The sequence below is a fragment of the Alkalihalobacillus alcalophilus ATCC 27647 = CGMCC 1.3604 genome (genome assembly GCF_000292245.2).
GTDB lineage: Bacteria > Bacillota > Bacilli > Bacillales > Bacillaceae_D > Alkalihalobacillus > Alkalihalobacillus alcalophilus.
Genome location: NZ_ALPT02000003.1, coordinates 1 through 17,613, shown reverse-complemented (window position 1 = coordinate 17,613; position 17,613 = coordinate 1). Strand labels below are relative to the sequence as shown.

Here is a 17,613-nt window from a genome sequence, read left to right as displayed (position 1 = left end):
TGAATGCTTGATACCGCTTACATATAATTCCGAAATTAAATAGATTCAAGTTATCTGCACAATTTCCTCTTACAGACCTTACTTACACACAGCTTGATTTTTGGGAGCTTACATATTTTGTGATAGATGAATAGAGGTTTTCAACCGTATCACTTGAAATGTTTTTCCCGTTAATTAGGCAAAAAGGTTCTACTATACATTGGCCGCAATAATTGAGACATTGCTTTTCTACAATATTAATAGAAGGAAGATTGTTTAATTGATTCTTGAGCGTATTTGATTGTGCACTCGCATTATTAGGGCAAAGCTTCACATCAAAGCACAATGGTTTGACCTCCTGTAGAATGTCTTATTTTTGTAGTGAGTATATGTTTGAATCAGAACTCTTTGCAAGGATCGATATGAAAGCTTAAACGCATTATTGTGGTGAAGGGATAAGGGAATAGAACTTTTGATGCATGAATTTTTTTAGGGGAAACTTGCACTATTTTTCAGTAAAGAAGCGAAGCGTCAAAGCAGGTGTTTGCAAGGATTGGGACCAAATATTATTATTTTAGTAAGGGAAAAATATTCAATCTAGCTGCGCCTGTTAGAAGCTCGAGAAAAATCGGTTCGTCTGAATGAAGACAAAGAACATCTTCATCAGCCGACCCTAATTTTTTCTCGCTTCTGACCAAACAGGCTTCGCTTTAAAAATTAGGAGGAATACTAATGGAAAATAAAGTAATGGGTAAGGCAGACCAATTAACGGAAGATATTTTTCCAGTAGAGAGTTTTCATCATTTAGAGATATATGTAGGCAATGCTAAGCAGTCCGCTTATTATTTCTGTCAGGCGTTTGGATTTCAAATTAAAGCCTATCGTGGATTGGAAACAGGGAGTCGAGAGGTTGTCTCTTATGTACTAGAACAAGGGGCGATTCGTCTTATCTTATCAGGTTCACTGACGGCTGATCATGAGGTTTCTAAATTTGTTAAACTACATGGTGAAGGTGTTAAAGATATTGCGTTAAAAGTATCAGATGTCGATAAAGCATATTATGGTGCGATTGAACGTGGTGGAATTGCGATTAAAGAACCATGGATTGATAAAGATGAAAGCGGTTACGTGAAAAAGGCGATTATTGGTACTTATGGTGATACAGTTCATACATTGGTTGAATATGGCGATTATCAAGGGTTATTTCTACCAGGCTACCAACCATATGAGGGACCAAACTTTTCTAAGCCATCAGGAATTGTCGGAATCGACCATGTTGTCGGAAATGTGGAAAGAATGGAAGAGTGGACGAATTATTATGAGAAGGTATTTGGGTTTAATGTCTTAAAACATTTTGATGATGACGATATTTCAACAGAATACTCGGCCTTGATGTCAAAAGTGATGATGAATGGAACGGGACGTATTAAATTCCCAATCAATGAACCAGCAGAAGGGAAACGTAAATCTCAAATTGAAGAGTATTTAGACTTTTATAATGGTCCTGGTGTGCAGCACTTAGCCGTGTTGACTAATGATGTGATTTCAACGGTGAAAACACTTCGGGAGAATGGAGTCGAATTTTTGCAAACTCCAGATACGTATTATGAGGATTTAATAGCTCGAGTTGGTGATATCGATGAGGATGTGAAAAAACTACAGGAGCTTAATATTTTAGTTGACCGGGACGATGAAGGGTATTTGCTGCAAATTTTTACAAAACCAATAGTTGATCGCCCAACTTTATTTATTGAAATCATTCAACGAAAAGGTGCAAGAGGATTTGGAGAAGGGAACTTCAAAGCTTTGTTCGAGTCGATTGAACGTGAGCAAGAGCGTCGCGGTAATATTTAAAAAGAGCAAGGAGATAAGATGTGTGAAGAAAGGAGTGTTCTCTTGAAGAGAGACGATTACACCCCGAGTATACAGGCTTACTTAGAAAATTTAATTGATTACGCAGGACTTTTTCCGCCTGCTAATCTCTCTCTTGAAACAGCGATTCATAATTTTGTAGATTATCAAAATGATAAAGATGCTTGGATGCTTGGTCGATTTATTATTCCAGCAGCTCGGTTAAAGGAATTGGTTCCTTATTTATCCTTATTTTCAAAGGAGAAGAGATTAGAGCTAGCTGTGGTTGGACAGCGGAGCACAGATGAGGCAAGTTGTCTAAATAATTTAAGAGCTGACTTGGAAAGATGTTCTGAATTTTTGGATGAGTTTAAAGAGGTTGTTCAGATTAATGTGTTTGAAATGCCGCTTCCTCCATTGATTCCAAGTCATTTGTTTCTTGAGGCAATTGCAGCTGAAGCCAGAAAACATCATGTCCAACTATTTTGTGAGCTGACTTTCCCTTTAAATGAGGGATGGGAGCAGAAGGTTGAGGAATCATTAAGACAAATAGCCAGTCATAACGAGACAAGTTCATTAGTCATTGGGTTGAAGTTGAGAACGGGTGGTGTTACCGCTGATGCTTTTCCAACACCAGAACAAGTAGCCAAAGTGTTAATCGGCTGTAGTGAGCGAGAGATTCCACAAAAATTCACGGCGGGTTTACATCATCCGATTCGGATGCACCGGCAGGAAGTAAATACCCATATGCACGGTTTTATAAATATTTTTACAGCTAGTATGCTCGCTAGAATTTATCAACCATCGTTCGAAACTCTGATTGAAATTCTTTCTGATGAGGAACCAACAAGCTTTAAGTTTTTAGAAGATGGTATTGAGTGGAAGGGGACTGTTGTCAACTATTCAGAGATAAAGAGATTGCGTCAAGGTATGGTTTATTCGTATGGAAGTTGTAGCTTTGATGAACCAAGAGAAGACCTTCGCAGCTTGCAATTAATATAGGATGGAGGTCAAAACGATGAAATCTTTTATTCCGGTTCATGAAAAATCCCATTTTCCGATTCAAAATTTACCCTATGGTATTTTTCGACCGCATTCAAATGAGAGTCCTAGAGTAGGAGTCGCGATCGGCGAATATGTCTTGGATCTATCTATATTGGAAGAGGCTGGACTGCTAAATGTAAAAGGGGTAACAGCGGGTGAGAAAGTCTTTAATCAATCTTCCCTTAATCATTTTATGGCTCTTGGAAAAACAGCCTGGAGTGATGTCCGTCACCAAATTCAGCAGCTATTAAGGGAGGATGAACCAACCCTGCGTGACAACCAAGAGTTAAGAGACAAAGCCTTGTTACCTTTAGCAAATGTGGAGTTATTATTGCCAGCACAAATCGGTGATTATACGGATTTCTATGCCTCAAAGGAGCATGCGACAAATGTAGGGACGATGTTTCGAGGCAAGGAGAATGCTTTAATGCCTAACTGGACGCATTTACCGATTGGTTATCATGGGAGAGCCAGTTCAGTCGTCGTTAGTGGGACAGATGTGAGACGTGTAAATGGTCAAACAAAGGCAGCAACTGAACAATCTCCAAGCTTTGGACCAACAAAACAACTCGATTTCGAATTAGAGATGGGTTGGTTTATAGGACCAGGGAATGAACGAGGAAAACCAATTCCTATTAAAGAGGCAGAAGAGCAAATCTTTGGTTTAGTATTAGTGAATGACTGGAGTGCCCGTGATATCCAAGCATGGGAGTATCAACCGCTTGGACCCTTTCTGGCAAAGAGCTTTGCCACTTCTCTATCTCCGTGGGTTGTTCCACTTGAAGCATTAGAGCCATTTCGAGTGCATGGACCGAAGCAGGAGCCAGCACCATTACCTTATTTAACAAAAGAAGGACCGAGCTCGTTTGATGTGAATTTAGAAGTGTATTTAAAAGGAAAAACGATGTCAAAAAAGAAAAAATCGTCGCTACTAATTTCCAATATCTTTATTGGAGTATGGCTCAACAAATTAGTCATCATACGATTAATGGTTGTAATTTACGACCAGGTGACCTTCACGCATCAGGAACGATAAGTGGTCCAACAAAAGAAGAACGAGGCAGTTTACTTGAACTTTCTTGGAGAGGAACAGAACCGCTTGTTTTCCAAAATGGGGAAGAGAGAACTTGGATTGAAGATGGAGATGAGTTAACGATGACTGGTTGGTGCCAAGGAGATGGTTATCGAATCGGATTTGGCGAAGTAACTGGACGAATTTTACCAGCGTTTCTAGAGGAATAAACGTAAAGATAGGTTGCTATATTTTGATTTGAGCGATTATCAGGAGAGGAGTCAACTATGCCATTTTATAAACAAATGGGGGAAATCCCTCGGAAAAGACATACGGTTTTTCGGAAAGAAAATGGAGAATTATATCGTGAGCAAGTAATGGGGACAAAGGGCTTCTCAGGTATTCAATCGATTTTGTATCATCATCATCCACCAACAGCAATGGTCGAATCTAAATTATTAAATAGCTGTGCGGTCGAATATGAGGAGCAGCAGGACTTATCACCACGCCACTTATATTCGCATCAATATACAGAAGAAACCGATGCTGTTATGGGAAGGGAATACCTTTTAGGAAATGAGGATGTTCTAATTGGTGTCGTCAATCCGACGAAGTCAATGGATTACTTTTATCGAAATGGCGATGGAGATGAAGTTTTATTCGTTCATTATGGTACAGGAAAAGTAGAGTCCACCTTTGGCACCCTTTCTTACAAACCAGGTGATTATATTGTGATCCCGATAGGTACGATTTACCGGGTTGTCCCAGATGAGGTAGAGTCTAAGATGTTAGTCATTGAAACGAATAGTTGGATTACGACTCCAAAACGTTATCGAAATATTCATGGACAATTACTCGAGCATAGCCCATTTTGTGAGCGGGATTTTCATGGACCAGAAAAGCTAGAAACAAATGTTGAAAAAGGTCACTTTGAAGTAAGAACTAAATCTAGAGGGTATATGCATTCCCACCAATTCAGTCACCATCCATTAGATGTGGTCGGCTGGGATGGATACTTATTCCCGTATATTTTCAATGTTGATGATTTTGAACCGATTACTGGACGAATTCATATGCCACCACCGATTCATCAAACATTTGAAGGGAATAATTTCGTCATCTGTTCATTTGTTCCACGAATGTACGATTATCATCCTGAGGCGATTCCGGCTCCATACTATCATAGTAATGTTGATAGCGATGAAGTACTTTATTATGTAAAGGGTAACTTTATGAGCCGAAAAGGAGTAAATGAAGGGTCGATGACTTTACATCCTTCTGGAATTCCCCATGGTCCACACCCAGGAAAAATTGAAGGCAGCATCGGCAAAAAGGAAACACTGGAGCTCGCTGTGATGATTGACACCTTTAGACCATTAAAAGTCGTAAAGCAAGCTCGAAAATACGAGCAACAAAGCTATAAATATAGCTGGAAAGAAGATTGATGAACGTACGCTCCACAAAAAATGAAAACGTTAAATAGGTTAGGTATTTAATGAACGCAAGGTTTTTGCCTTGCGTTCAATCTCATTAATCGACGCGGAGGTCATGTATGGAAAATCAAACTCGTAATCCCTCTTTTTTAGTACGTCGACATTAAATATTGGTGTTGAGTATGCTTTGTTTAGCTTCAAGTGTTTTATTACACCGCTTATTGCTATTTTTTATGGTTATACAGGAATTTCAATCAAACATATAGAAGAAGATCCAGGTGACTCCATTGCTCAAAATGTAAAAGAGAAAAAAATGCCAGTGTGACGTTATCTTTCTATAGGGGGAGCTTTATGAAAAAGGATATGAATAGAGCAACTAGAGAGCAATTTTATAAGGCTGTGCTGTCATTAAATACAGTAGAGGAGTGCATCGACTTTTTTGAAGATATGTGTACGCCAAAAGAGCTAGAGTCTTATGTCCAACGTTTTCGAGTCGGTATACGTGTGCTAAATGGGGAATCCTATGAAACGATTAGCATAGAAAGCAATGCACGGTCGAACTTAATATTTCGTGTCAAACAATGCTTACATCGTGAAAAGAGCGGACTTAGAGTGGCGATCGAACGACTAAAAGAGCAAGGTGTTATTGAATAAAATGCTTACTGTATAATGGAATAAGTTTAGTAGAGAAGACTGACTCATAAGAGGAGCCAGTCTTCTTTTCTATGAGTCAATAGTTGTTAACTTTAATCAAGCTGCTAGACGGCAGATGCAAAAGCTAACTTTTCCTTTTGTCATTAATGGTTAGAAGTATTCATAAAGGAAAGACCTTTATTCGTAAAATCATTAATTAATTGGGCGATTTCTTCAGGAGATTCTATCATGCCCTCCGCGAGCCAATGCTGGATGACTTGGATGCCACCACTCACGGTAAAAAGGGCAACATATTTTAAAGTCTTCAACTGCAGATGGTTTTCATCTGTCCACTTCTTAATTAGTAATTCATGGGTAATAGCCATCACCCTTTTTTGAAAGCTATTACTTCCGTGGTCACCTAATAGCGTCTGACAAACCTCACTTTTTTCTGCAACATACTCCACTATTCTTTTCGTTAACTGCAATGTTTCACTTTCTGACGTAAAGTTGTGCTGGCTCAACGTAAGATACATTTCTTCGATAATTTCTTCTTCTATTTTGTAAAGTAATTCATATTGGTCTTTATAGTGGCTGTAAAAGGTCGAGCGATTAATATCAGCACGTTCACATAGCTCTTTAATCGTTACATTTGCGACCGGCTTTTCTAATAATAACTTCATTAGGCTGTCTTTTAAGACCATTCGAGTATATTGTTTTCGTCGATCTAATTTCGAGGTCATACGTTTCACCTTCTTTTTATTTTTAAGGAGTAATCCAACAAAAGTGTCCAAAGTGTTGTTCTATCAACATTTCCAAGCCAACTGTTTGTTGTATATCCAACATCGTGTAGTTATAATATTAAAGTAAAAATGAAATGTCGACAAGAAGAGGTGTGGAATGGTTGACCTAACTGGAGCAATTTTAAAACATAAAAAAACAGTTGTTATTGTCTTTTTACTGATGACACTTTTGTCTGTGGGGGCACAATTTTTTGTCTCCATAAACTATAATATGGTTGATTATTTACCTGATAATGCTGAATCGACGATAGCCATGGAAGTGATGGAGACGGAATTTACAGCTTCCATCCCGAATACAAGGGTTATGATATTTGACGTTTCGATACAAGAGGCATTAGTTATAAAAGAAGAGCTTTTACATATTGAAGGCGTAACACATGTGAATTGGCTAGATGATGCAGTCGATCTCAAAATGCCAATTGAAATGATGGATTCAGAGTTAGTAGAATCCTATTATAAAGATGGAAGTGCTCTCTTCTCGATAAGCATTCGTGGTGGTGATGAAGTAGCAGTCACAGATGAGATTTATGAATTAATTGGTGAAGAGAATGCGATGGCAGGTGAAGCATTAAATACGGCTACCTCACAAAAAATGGCCGGGACAGAGTCGATGTATGCAGCCCTTTTGCTAGTGCCGATTATTATCATCATCTTAGTCGTATCGACAACCTCTTGGGTTGAACCTATTTTCTTTTTAACAGCAATTGGTGTTTCGGTTCTAATTAATTTAGGTTCAAATATTTTTCTTGGGGAAATTTCCTATGTCACTCAGTCCGTTGCTCCGATTTTGCAATTAGCGGTTTCTTTGGATTATGCAATTTTTCTTCTTCATAGTTTTTCAGACTTTCGGAAAAAGACGAATTCTCCTGAAGAAGCTATGAAACTAGCAATGAAAGAATCTTTTCCAGTTATTGCGACAAGTGCAGCAACGACGTTTTTTGGGTTTATGGCTCTGATGTTAATGGACTTTCAAATTGGTTCTGATCTTGGGTTAAATTTAGTAAAAGGGATTTTGTTAAGTTTTATAAGTGTGGTCGTGTTTTTGCCTGCTTTGACGCTATGTTTTTATAAATGGATGGATAAAACGAAGCATAAAAACATCGTTCCTAGCTTTAAAGGGATCGGCGATAAATTAATGAAGCTCAAATACCCAAGTGTGATCATTGTCTTTATTTTGATTGTTCCTGCTTTTTTAGCTCAAAGTAATACATCCTTTATATACGGTCTAGGCGACCAACCAGAAAATACGCGGGCTGGCCAAGATGAAAGAACGATTGAAGAAACGTTTAGTCAATCAACTCCGATCGTGTTATTAGTACCAAAAGGAGACCTTGCAAAAGAAGAAGAGCTCGTACAGGAATTAGAAGGAAGCGAGTTTGTTACTGGAGCCATCGCTTATGTGAACTTGGTCGGAGCTGCCATTCCACCAGACTTTTTAGATGACTCGATTACGAGTGAATTCTTTTCTGAAAATTACAGTCGAATTATCATCAATACGAATCAAGGTCCTGAGGGAGAGGTTCCTTTTCAAATTGTGGAAACGGTGCGGGAAACAGCAGCCGATTTTTACGGAGAAGAGGCCCTTAGTTTAGGTGAGAGTGTAACTCTTTATGATATGAAGGAAACGGTGACGAAGGATAATATCGTCGTTAATGTGATGACGATTGTTACGATAGCTGTTGTGTTAATGCTTGTGTTTAAGTCGATTTCGATCCCAATTGTCCTCTTGTTAACGATTCAGTCAGCTGTTTGGATTAACTTGGCTGTCCCTTATTTTACGAATTCATCGCTTGTTTTCGTTGGGTATTTAATTGTCAGTACGGTACAGCTTGCGGCAACGGTTGATTATGGAATTTTACTAATGGAAACGTATAAAGGTTACCGTAAACAGATGTCACCTGTGGCAGCCATTAAAAAAGCTTTGGACGAAAAAATGTTTTCTATTATTGTCTCGGCGCTCATTTTATCGAGTGTTGGCTTTGTTTTATGGATTACCTCTTCAAATCCAATTGTTTCATCGGTTGGTTTATTACTTGGAAGAGGAGCTTTACTTGCGTTTGTTATGGTCATTTGTCTTTTACCGGCATTACTTGTCCTATTTGATAAATGGATTAGAAAAACAACGTATAAAGCTAATTATCATGAGGAGGAAAAACGATGAGAAAGAAACGTTGGATAGCCCTTACTTTAACGATGTTGCTCATTATGCCTTCCTTTTTTGTAAATGCTGCTTCTAATTCTTCTTCACAAGGTGAGCAGCAAACATCTGGAGAAATGGCCTCTAAAGATGAAGTCGTTTATGCCAATTTACAAGCAAGTGGGGAAGTTCATAATGTGTATGTCGTCAATTATTTGAATGTGACCGAAGCAGGGATCGTTGAAGATTACGGTTCGTACAGCGATGTCACAAACTTGACTGATTTATCGGAAATCACACAAGAGCGAGACAAATTAGTGCTCGATGCTCCAAAAGGTCCTTTTTATTATCAAGGTAATATGGGGGAGCAAGTGGAATTGCCATGGGAGTTCTTCCTTACTTATAAAATGGATGGAAGAGATATAAAACCAGAACAATTAGTAGGGAAGGATGGATTGGTCGAAATCATCATAGAGACGAAGGCAAATGATCAAGTGGATCCTGCTTTTTTTGAAAACTATTTGTTACAAATCACACTAAATCTAAGTGAAGAAAAGTTTCAGAACATCGAGGCACCGGATGCGACTATTGCCAATGCCGGGAAAAATAAACAAGTGACATTCACCGTTTTGCCTGAAAAAGAAGCGGAGCTAACTGTTCAAGCAGATGTCCTTGATTTCGAATTTGAAGGAGTGGAAATAGTTGCTGTTCCTTATTCGATGTCGATTGATTTACCTGACACAGAAGAGATGACAGATGATATCAGTACTCTATCTAGTGCGATTGGAGATCTCCATGATGGGGTAGGCGTATTAAAAGATGGAGTAAAAGAATTAAGTGATGGAATGATTCAGTTATCTGACGGTTCCAAGCAGTTTAAAGGTGGAATGTCAGAAGTAGCTGAAGGTGGTGGAGAACTGGTTGCGGCGTCTGAATTAATGCATGAGGCGTTAAAAACGATGAGTCAATCCGTTAATGGCGATATGGATGAGCTGGTTCTTGATGATTGGCAAGCTCTTGAGGAAGGTCTTGCTGAAATTTCGGCTGGGTTAGAGGAAGTGGCAGAAGGTCTCCTCGTATTAAGTGAGCATTATACAATCGCTTATAACACTTTAGACGATGCAATGGATGCCATACCTCAGGCGGAAATAACAGAAGAAGAAATCGCCCTTCTTTATAGTAGTGATGCAGACAAAGAGGTTATTCAAAAACTAATAGATTCCTACTCGGCTGCCCAAACTGCTAAGGGAACGTACTTAGCTGTTAAAGAAGGATTCGACGCGGTTGCACCAACGCTTCAAGAAGTGAGTAGTGGAACGAAAGAAATGGGAAACCACCTCCAATTAATCGCTGATGGCCTTTCGTCTAGTTTAGAAAATATCGATATTGCTGATGCTATGCAACAATTAAAAGACGGATTAACCGAAGTTGCGACCCATTATGGTGAACTCCATACTGGAATCAGAAGCTATACAAAGGGTGTTCGTCAATTATCGGACTCTTACGATGACTTGCATTCAGGAAATACTCAATTAGCTAACGGGACAAAGGACCTCCATAATGGAGTGAATGAATTGCATGAAGGAACAGGGGAATTGTATGAGGCGACCTCCGATATGCCAGAACAAATGCAAGCAGAGATCGATGAAATGATGGCTGAATTTGATAAATCTGATTTTGAGGCTATTTCTTTTGTTTCAGAGCAAAATAACGAACAAATCCAGGCCGTTCAATTTGTCATCAAAACAGAAAGTATCAAGCGCAAAGAGATGGAAACGAGCGATGAGGAAGTAGAAGAAGAACAAGGCTTTTGGAAGCGCCTGCTCAAACTATTTGGACTAGGTGAATGAGAAGGAGCGCGGAATTCAACTTGACGAATTGAGCGAACCTAGAAGTTTCTCTATTATTACGAATAGAGATGGAGTATTTAAAAGTTTAAAAGGAGTAGCTGAGGCTGCTTCTTTTTTTATCAGTCTCTTATTAGGTGTTCGGAAGCGGAATATGCAGAAACAATTAAGAGTAAGGAACTGCGGATTGCCCATGACTTATATGAAATGGAATATACAGTCATCAATCAATCTACCTTTAATGAAGGAACGTCTTTTTATGTCATGAGTAGTTTTGTGAGGAGTAAAGGATATTAGTACCCGGTGTTTAAGGAGTTATGGCTTTTAGGACATGCTAGATTTTAAGAAGGCCTTTATTGCCCACGGTTTTGGATTGGAAAAGTCCCAAGTACCCTAATGATAATAGAAGGAATGCTCTCCTTAAATACAGTTGATTATCGTGTATTGGAAACTCGGCTAAAGAGAAAAATATCTCTTGCTAGTTGATAATTAAATGAGGTATCTTGAAATTACTTACAAAAAAATCAGAATCTTTATAATGAGGGGTCGTTTTTATGTTAATTGGACACACCAGAGGGAAAGGTTCTTTACTGGTAAGGTGAAGAATTAATTAACGAAATAGAAAACAAATCTTAACGAAAAGTCTCGTCGTCTATATTTACACCGTTACATATACCTTTGGGGGCAATTGAAGAAAAACATATTCAGTTAGTAACCGATGCTTCATTAGATAGATTAAAAGAATTATCAGGTAAAACAGAGCTAGATTTTCAATCAATAGTATTTATAAGGAGAATGATAGATGGGATACATCCTCTTTGCAGGAATCATTAGTTATCTTTTTGGGTGTTTGCATGGTTCACAAATTGTTGGAAAAATAAAAAAAGTAGATATAAAAAATGCTGGGGTTAAAAATGCAGGTGCTTCTAATACGACGATACTATTAGGATGGAAATATGGCATCATTGTTGCCTTGATTGATATTTTGAAAGCGGTTATCCCTGTCGTTGTCATTCAAATGATTGCAAGTCATTATGGGGTTACTAAGGAAGTAATGAATACACTCGTTTATTTAGTTGGTTTTCTAGTCGTAATTGGCCATATTTATCCAGTAACGATGAAATTTAATGGGGGCAAAGGGACAGCTTCTATGGTTGGAGTACTACTAGCCATTGATTGGAAGCTCGTTTTAATTGGTATCATAACGTTAGTGCTGATAACTTTAATAAGTGATTATTTAGTAGTCGGGGTTATCGCTATGTATGCGGCCTTTGTCATTACGACAATTATCTTTGATTTTGGAACATATAGCATATTGATTGCGATTTTATTAACGTTATTGAGTGTATATAAACATTTGGAGAATTACCGTAGAATAGCTAATAAAACGGAAAGGACTATATCTAGTATGATTAAGAAGAAAAAATCTGCGTAGCAAAGTCCTTTTATTGCAAAAGTTTTGTAGGGATTAAGTTTGAAGTTCTTCTTTTAGAAAGCAAAAATCATGGGAGAAGTCGACACAGAGTCGTGCTAGTAAAGGAAGGGATGTGAACAACATGGAGTTGAAACAAAAGAGTACACTTCAAGAGGCTTTAGTAGAAATGACAAAATGGAACAAGCAAAAAATAGTGATTAAAAGCGATGATGGAATGATTTTAGGAGATTTATCGCTTCAAGATGTCATCAACTCCATTCAGTCTGGCTTGACAACATTGACACTCGAACAATTTTTTCAAAAAAGAGAATCCTACGATAAAGGTCAAAATTTCGATCAGTTTTTGCAGAGTGAGATGTTTCGTATACTTATTGATTCACTCTATGATGGTCTGTATGTGACAGATGGTGAGGGAAGAACGTTAATTATTAACGAAGCCTATGAACGAATTACTGGCATTACTGCAGATAAAATTATCGGTATGCATATGAGTGAGATGGAGAAGAAGGGTTATATATCTAGGTCGATTTCATTAGAAGTCATTAGGCAAAAGAAGGCTGTCACTCGTATGCAACGTATCGCCAATGGACGAAATGCGATGGTTTCTGGAACGCCTGTGTTTGATACTGATGGCTCCATGTTAATGGTTGTAAACATCGTTCGTGATATGACTGATTTATTTAAGATGCAAACAGAGCTTGAAGATTTAAAAGAATGGCAGGCAGAAGTTGATCGGTATTTACCGAATAGTGAAAAGACGACGTTTATTGCTGAGGATGAACAATCCATTGCGTTTCTTGGCATGGTGCAGCGCGTGGCGTCTTCAAGTGCTACGGTTTGTCTGATGGGGGAGACTGGAGTAGGAAAAACAAGAACAGCTTCCTATATCCATGAACATTCGAAACGGAAAGAAAAACCTTTTGTTGCACTGAATTGTGGTGCTTTAAGTGAATCTCTTGTTGAAGCAGAATTGTTCGGATATGTAGCAGGAGCGTTTACTGGAGCATCAGCTAAAGGAAAAAAAGGGTTAATTGAAGTAGCGAATGGTGGGACGTTATTTCTCGATGAGGTTGGTGACTTGCCTTTATCTGTCCAAGTGAAATTATTAAAGGTGCTTGATGAACTTACGTTTACCCCTGTTGGTTCCACGACTTCCAAACAAGTGGATGTCCGAATCATTGCCGCGACCAATCGTCCTTTAGAAGAACTGGTTGCAGGAGGAAAGTTTCGAGAAGATTTGTATTACCGTTTAACCGTTGTTCCTCTTTATATTCGCCCATTAAGAGAACGACCTAAAGAAGTGCAACGGCTTATTAGACTCTATTTAAAACAATTAAATGATAAACATGAACGTCATGTTATATTAACGGACGAAGTGTTGCGATATCTTGAAGCATATAGTTGGCCAGGGAACATCCGAGAATTAAAAAATGTTATCGAATACCTTGTCGTTACATCACAAACGACATATATCTCTGTTCATCAATTGCCACCCAATGTCATCAAAGAAGAACAACCTCATAATATAAATCGGTCATTAAAACAAGCAATAGAAAACTTCGAACGAGAGAAAATTGAACAAGCACTTGCCTTTCATAAAACGACAAGAGCTGCGGCCGAAGCGCTTGGAATTAGTCAATCAGCATTAGTGGTAAAACGAAAAAAATGGCAATCACCTTCGTAACTTTACGGTAATAGTAGAAAAGTGAATTTGTTTAAGACAGGAAAGCTTAGCGGTCTCCCCTCGGAGGAGCGAACGCACCGTTCTGCCCAAGCCATAATTGATCATTTAATGCCGTTAATGGTGAGAATGAGACTTTTTCAGAGGACACATAAAAGGCAAAGGTGAGACCCCACAGTGCGTATGCACGTGGAGGCTCACCAGCCGCCTACGGAAAGCAAGTCTTAAGGCATCGATAAACCATTATGTTCGGATTTCTCGTTAGTAAAAACTCTTTTGTCCCAGCTTTAAGCTATCAGTCATCTATACTTTTGTTATGATGTAAGGGAGGAGGTATTAACCAACCTTTTTCTTTCGTTAGTTTTAAATATTTTGCACTTAATGCTGCTTTTGCTATATGGAATTGCCCAAACATCATCCCAATATCTTCTCTTATTGATTGGGCCATAATTTTACTGCAAGTCACTAAACCAGTTGCTAATGCCATCGAGGCCGTTGCTGCAACATCCGCATCAGGGAATCTTGCTCCCACAGGAATATCATTTAGTTCCGCTGAAGGAGGTTCTGGTGCAGCAGGGGGTTGAGCAATACCGTTCGCTTTAAGTAATTCAGCTACTTGTTTGACTTCTCCTTTTCCTGCTTCGATTGATTCATGTAATAGCTTTTTTAAATCATCATCACCTACATGACTTAATAAAACTTGTGAATCAGCAATATCTTTATTCGCTACCATTAAATAATTCCACGCACTAAAAACTTCCCCATAATGCATTGGCTCATCTTGGGGATTACCACTTAAAATACCCATTGTTATCCTCCTAAGTAAATTCATTTTGTGTGCCACCTTTCTATAAATGCACATTTTTAATATGTATCAATCGTTTTTTTTATTCTCTAAAAGTTTTGGGGCTGATGACTATATTCAAAACTATTTTCAAGTGACGTATTATTATTAGTTTGATTTGTAATCAAATCAATTTGATTACAAAAATAATCGATTTGATTTATCCATCCCTTTGTGTAAGCGATTTATTAAATTGGCACGATTTTTGCAATGTAAATAAACAAATGATAAGGGGGATGAGTAAACGATGACAGTATCTAGTTTTAAGAGCGCTTACAAATTGATTACAGGGGCAGGAGCGACCTCTCATGTGAGAGAAGAAGTAGAAAGGCTGCAGATGAAAAATCCATTGATTGTAACGGATGCTATTATTGAAAAAACGGGATTATTACAACAAGTTATTGATTTATTAGGAGAAGTCTCATACGGTTTATTTTTAGAGGTAGAACCTGAACCGGCCTTTTCAGTCATTGAAAAATGTAAACAAATGTTTAATCAAAATAAGCATGATGGCTTCATTGCGATTGGCGGAGGGAGTGCGATTGACACTGCCAAAGCCGTATCGGCGTACGCAACTTATACTGGTGTTTTAACGGATTTGGTTGGGACAAACTTAGTTCCGGAAAAGGGGGCACCTCTAATAGCGATTCCGACAACAGCAGGAACTGGATCGGAAGTGACAAATATATCGATTTTATCGGATAAAGAGGCTCAAGTTAAAAAGGGGATTGTCAGTGATTATTTGCTACCAGATGTAGCCATTGTTTCTCCTGAAATGACAAGAACAATGCCAGCAAGTGTAACAGCTGCTAGTGGAATTGATGCTCTCGTCCATGCAATTGAGGCTTATCTCTCTGTTCATGCCTCACCAATAACCGACTCACTTGCTCTTGGTGCAATGAAAATGATTGCCAAAAGTTTACCAAAAGCATACGCCAATCCAGACGATATGAAGGCAAGAGAACAAATGGCAACGGCTAGTTTGATGGCAGGAATGGCCTTTGGCAATGCAGGGGTCGGTGCCGTTCATGCCCTAGCCTATCCGTTAGGAGGTCGATTCAATGTGGCCCATGGCGTGAGTAATGCATTGTTGTTGCCATTTGTGATGAAATGGAACAAAATCGCTTGTATTGATCGGATGAAGGAGATCGCTGAAGCTCTTGGTGAGCAAACGAATGGAATGAGTGAAAATGCGGCAGCAGATTTAGCGATTGAAGCGATGACTAGATTATGTGAGCAAGTCAATATCCCAAGCAGCTTAAAGACTATCGAGATAAGTGAAGAGGATTTAGCCCTCATGGCCGATGATGCTAGCCTTATTGACCGATTACTAAAAAATAATCCACGTCGACTATCGCGTAATGACATTTACGCCATTTACCAAGAAGCCTATGAAGGACGGTCTGTCCAATGAAATGGAAATTACGTCAACATGGTCAAGAGACGCCGTATGTTCCTTTAGGTCCATTTAAATTACGTATTCCATTTGTTCATTATCGTTTTGAATGGCCTGATTATGTGCAAGGATTAATGATGTGTGCGGTTGACTTAGCGGCGATCCCGTTGTTAATGGAGCTGCTTGGAATGCCATTTGAAGTAGCATTAGCGATCGTGATTTTAAACGGCTTATTATATTTAACACATCATTTATTAGGTGACCCGGTCGTTCCAGGGTGGATTACTCCTGCTATCCCGTTAATTATGATTTATGTTTCACAATTCCCAGAGGATCAAAAGATTCATGCACTCATCGCGTTTCAGTTAACACTTGGAATTTTATCGATCTTTTTAGCGATGACAGGGCTTGCGAACAAAGTCGTTCGTATTGTGCCGAGTGCGATTAAATCTGGAGTGATTCTTGGGGCTGGGATCATTGCGGTTATTACGATTTTTGAAGTTGGTGGCAGGTTTGAAAGCTTTCCATGGACAATATCAATTGCCATTGGTATTGGGTTTTATCATTTTCCGACAGAAGACTCCCTCTTCAATCGTGTGAAGGGAGAAGCCCAACGATAAGGGGGAGATGAATGGCGGTTGGCGGTAGCCAAAGAGATTCTTGTTAAGGTATAATAAGAACATACGTTCCTATCGGAGGTGAAAACAATGCTCATCAACAAAGCATACAAATTCCGTCTCTACCCAACCAAAGAACAGGAAATCTTCATTGCTAAAACCATCGGCTGTTCTCGTTTTGTCTTTAATCGCTTTTTAGGGCAATGGAACGATACCTACCAAGAAACAGGCAAAGGGTTAACTTACAATGCTTGTTCGGCTGAATTAACGCAACTAAAAAAGGAATTCATATGGCTAAAAGAAGTGGACAGCATTGCCCTTCAATCCTCCCTGAAAAACCTTGCTGATTCCTTTACTCGATTCTTCAAGAAACAAAATAAAGCACCTCGCTTCAAATCAAAAAAGAATCAGGTACAATCCTACACCACGAAAGAAACAAACCATAACATTGCCATAGTAGACAACAAAATTAAATTGCCGAAACTAGGGTATGTTCGCTTGGCCAAAAGTCGTGAGGTTGAAGGACGTATTCTGAGCGCTACAGTCAGACGAAATCCAAGCGGAAAGTTCTTTGTATCCATTGTAGTCAAAACAGACGTACAGCCCTTGAAGAAAACGGAATCATCTATCGGTATAGATTTAGGCATCAAGGATTTTGCGGTTCTTTCGGATGGTCGTAAGATTGACAACAATAAGTTCACATGCAAAATGGAAAAGAGACTAAAACGTGAGCAACGAAAACTTTCAAGACGTGCGTTAAATGCTAAAAACAATGGTATGAACCTTCTTGATGCCAAAAACTATCAGAAACAAAAACGTAGAGTTGCTAGATTACACGAAAGAGTAATGAACCAACGTGACGATTTCCTTCACAAACTAAGTACAGACATCATCAAAAACC

Annotated in this window: 15 protein-coding genes and 1 pseudogene; 13 read left to right on the top strand and 3 right to left on the bottom strand. The window is 38.8% G+C overall.

The window, feature by feature from the left end; all coding sequences use genetic code 11:
- Positions 1–82 precede the first annotated feature (82 nt).
- A complete protein-coding gene (locus BALCAV_RS23320) occupies positions 83–313 on the bottom strand; it encodes a DUF1450 domain-containing protein (protein WP_003321556.1) in 231 nt (76 codons plus the stop codon).
- A gap of 398 nt (positions 314–711) precedes the next feature.
- Here BALCAV_RS23320 and hppD point away from each other — a divergent pair, with 398 nt between their 5' ends.
- The 6 genes from hppD (at position 712) to BALCAV_RS01190 (ending at position 5,973) form a co-directional block, all read left to right on the top strand.
- On the top strand, positions 712–1,833 hold the full coding sequence (gene hppD, locus BALCAV_RS01210; protein ID WP_004428063.1) for a 4-hydroxyphenylpyruvate dioxygenase: 1,122 nt from the start codon (positions 712–714) through the stop codon (positions 1,831–1,833).
- Positions 1,834–1,875: 42 nt separating this feature from the next.
- Positions 1,876–2,832 carry a hypothetical protein gene (locus BALCAV_RS01205; protein WP_040323335.1) on the top strand — a complete coding sequence of 319 codons (957 nt, stop codon included), beginning with the start codon at positions 1,876–1,878 and terminating at the stop codon, positions 2,830–2,832.
- Between the two features lie 16 nt (positions 2,833–2,848).
- Positions 2,849–3,910, top strand: a complete 1,062-nt coding sequence (gene fahA, locus BALCAV_RS01200; protein WP_235213057.1) for a fumarylacetoacetase — start codon at positions 2,849–2,851, stop codon at positions 3,908–3,910.
- Complete coding sequence (locus tag BALCAV_RS22625; RefSeq protein WP_235213056.1) at positions 3,832–4,116, top strand: fumarylacetoacetase; 285 nt, start codon at positions 3,832–3,834, stop codon at positions 4,114–4,116. Before fahA ends, BALCAV_RS22625 begins: the two co-directional genes overlap by 79 nt.
- 57 nt (positions 4,117–4,173) lie before the next feature.
- On the top strand, positions 4,174–5,331 hold the full coding sequence (locus tag BALCAV_RS01195; protein WP_004428076.1) for a homogentisate 1,2-dioxygenase: 1,158 nt from the start codon (positions 4,174–4,176) through the stop codon (positions 5,329–5,331).
- A gap of 339 nt (positions 5,332–5,670) precedes the next feature.
- Positions 5,671–5,973 (top strand): YerC/YecD family TrpR-related protein, encoded by a 303-nt coding sequence (locus tag BALCAV_RS01190; protein ID WP_004428077.1) that lies wholly within the window; start codon positions 5,671–5,673, stop codon positions 5,971–5,973.
- Between the two features lie 143 nt (positions 5,974–6,116).
- Here the strand turns inward: BALCAV_RS01190 and BALCAV_RS01185 are convergent, their stop codons facing one another.
- The gene (locus BALCAV_RS01185; protein WP_004428079.1) at positions 6,117–6,695 is read right to left on the bottom strand and encodes a TetR/AcrR family transcriptional regulator; all 579 of its coding nucleotides are present in this window, start codon (positions 6,693–6,695) and stop codon (positions 6,117–6,119) included.
- 157 nt (positions 6,696–6,852) lie between these two features.
- On the opposite strand from BALCAV_RS01185, the gene BALCAV_RS01180 reads away from it, so the two are divergent.
- The 4 genes from BALCAV_RS01180 to BALCAV_RS01160 all read left to right on the top strand — a co-directional run bounded on the left by BALCAV_RS01180 (position 6,853) and on the right by BALCAV_RS01160 (position 13,858).
- On the top strand, positions 6,853–8,916 hold the full coding sequence (locus BALCAV_RS01180; RefSeq protein WP_004428082.1) for an efflux RND transporter permease subunit: 2,064 nt from the start codon (positions 6,853–6,855) through the stop codon (positions 8,914–8,916).
- The gene (locus BALCAV_RS01175; protein ID WP_004428084.1) at positions 8,913–10,742 is read left to right on the top strand and encodes a hypothetical protein; all 1,830 of its coding nucleotides are present in this window, start codon (positions 8,913–8,915) and stop codon (positions 10,740–10,742) included. The genes BALCAV_RS01180 and BALCAV_RS01175 overlap by 4 nt, the downstream gene beginning before the upstream one ends.
- A 799-nt stretch (positions 10,743–11,541) precedes the next feature.
- Positions 11,542–12,174 carry a glycerol-3-phosphate acyltransferase gene (locus BALCAV_RS01165; RefSeq protein WP_004428088.1) on the top strand — a complete coding sequence of 211 codons (633 nt, stop codon included), beginning with the start codon at positions 11,542–11,544 and terminating at the stop codon, positions 12,172–12,174.
- Positions 12,175–12,295: 121 nt separating this feature from the next.
- Positions 12,296–13,858 (top strand): sigma-54 interaction domain-containing protein, encoded by a 1,563-nt coding sequence (locus BALCAV_RS01160; RefSeq protein WP_004428089.1) that lies wholly within the window; start codon positions 12,296–12,298, stop codon positions 13,856–13,858.
- 292 nt (positions 13,859–14,150) lie between these two features.
- Here the strand turns inward: BALCAV_RS01160 and BALCAV_RS01155 are convergent, their stop codons facing one another.
- Positions 14,151–14,663: a DUF3231 family protein gene (locus tag BALCAV_RS01155; protein WP_004428093.1), complete on the bottom strand. Its 513-nt coding sequence runs from the start codon at positions 14,661–14,663 to the stop codon at positions 14,151–14,153.
- Positions 14,664–14,946: 283 nt separating this feature from the next.
- Here BALCAV_RS01155 and BALCAV_RS01150 point away from each other — a divergent pair, with 283 nt between their 5' ends.
- The 3 genes and pseudogenes from BALCAV_RS01150 to BALCAV_RS01140 all read left to right on the top strand — a co-directional run.
- The gene (locus BALCAV_RS01150) at positions 14,947–16,113 is read left to right on the top strand and encodes an iron-containing alcohol dehydrogenase (protein WP_004428095.1); all 1,167 of its coding nucleotides are present in this window, start codon (positions 14,947–14,949) and stop codon (positions 16,111–16,113) included.
- A pseudogene (locus tag BALCAV_RS01145) lies at positions 16,110–16,658 on the top strand (hypothetical protein); the annotation flags it as partial. The gene BALCAV_RS01150 and the pseudogene BALCAV_RS01145, both read left to right, overlap by 4 nt.
- Positions 16,659–16,802: 144 nt before the next feature.
- On the top strand, positions 16,803–17,613 hold an 811-nt coding region (locus BALCAV_RS01140), incomplete at its 3' end, for an RNA-guided endonuclease TnpB family protein (protein WP_040323314.1).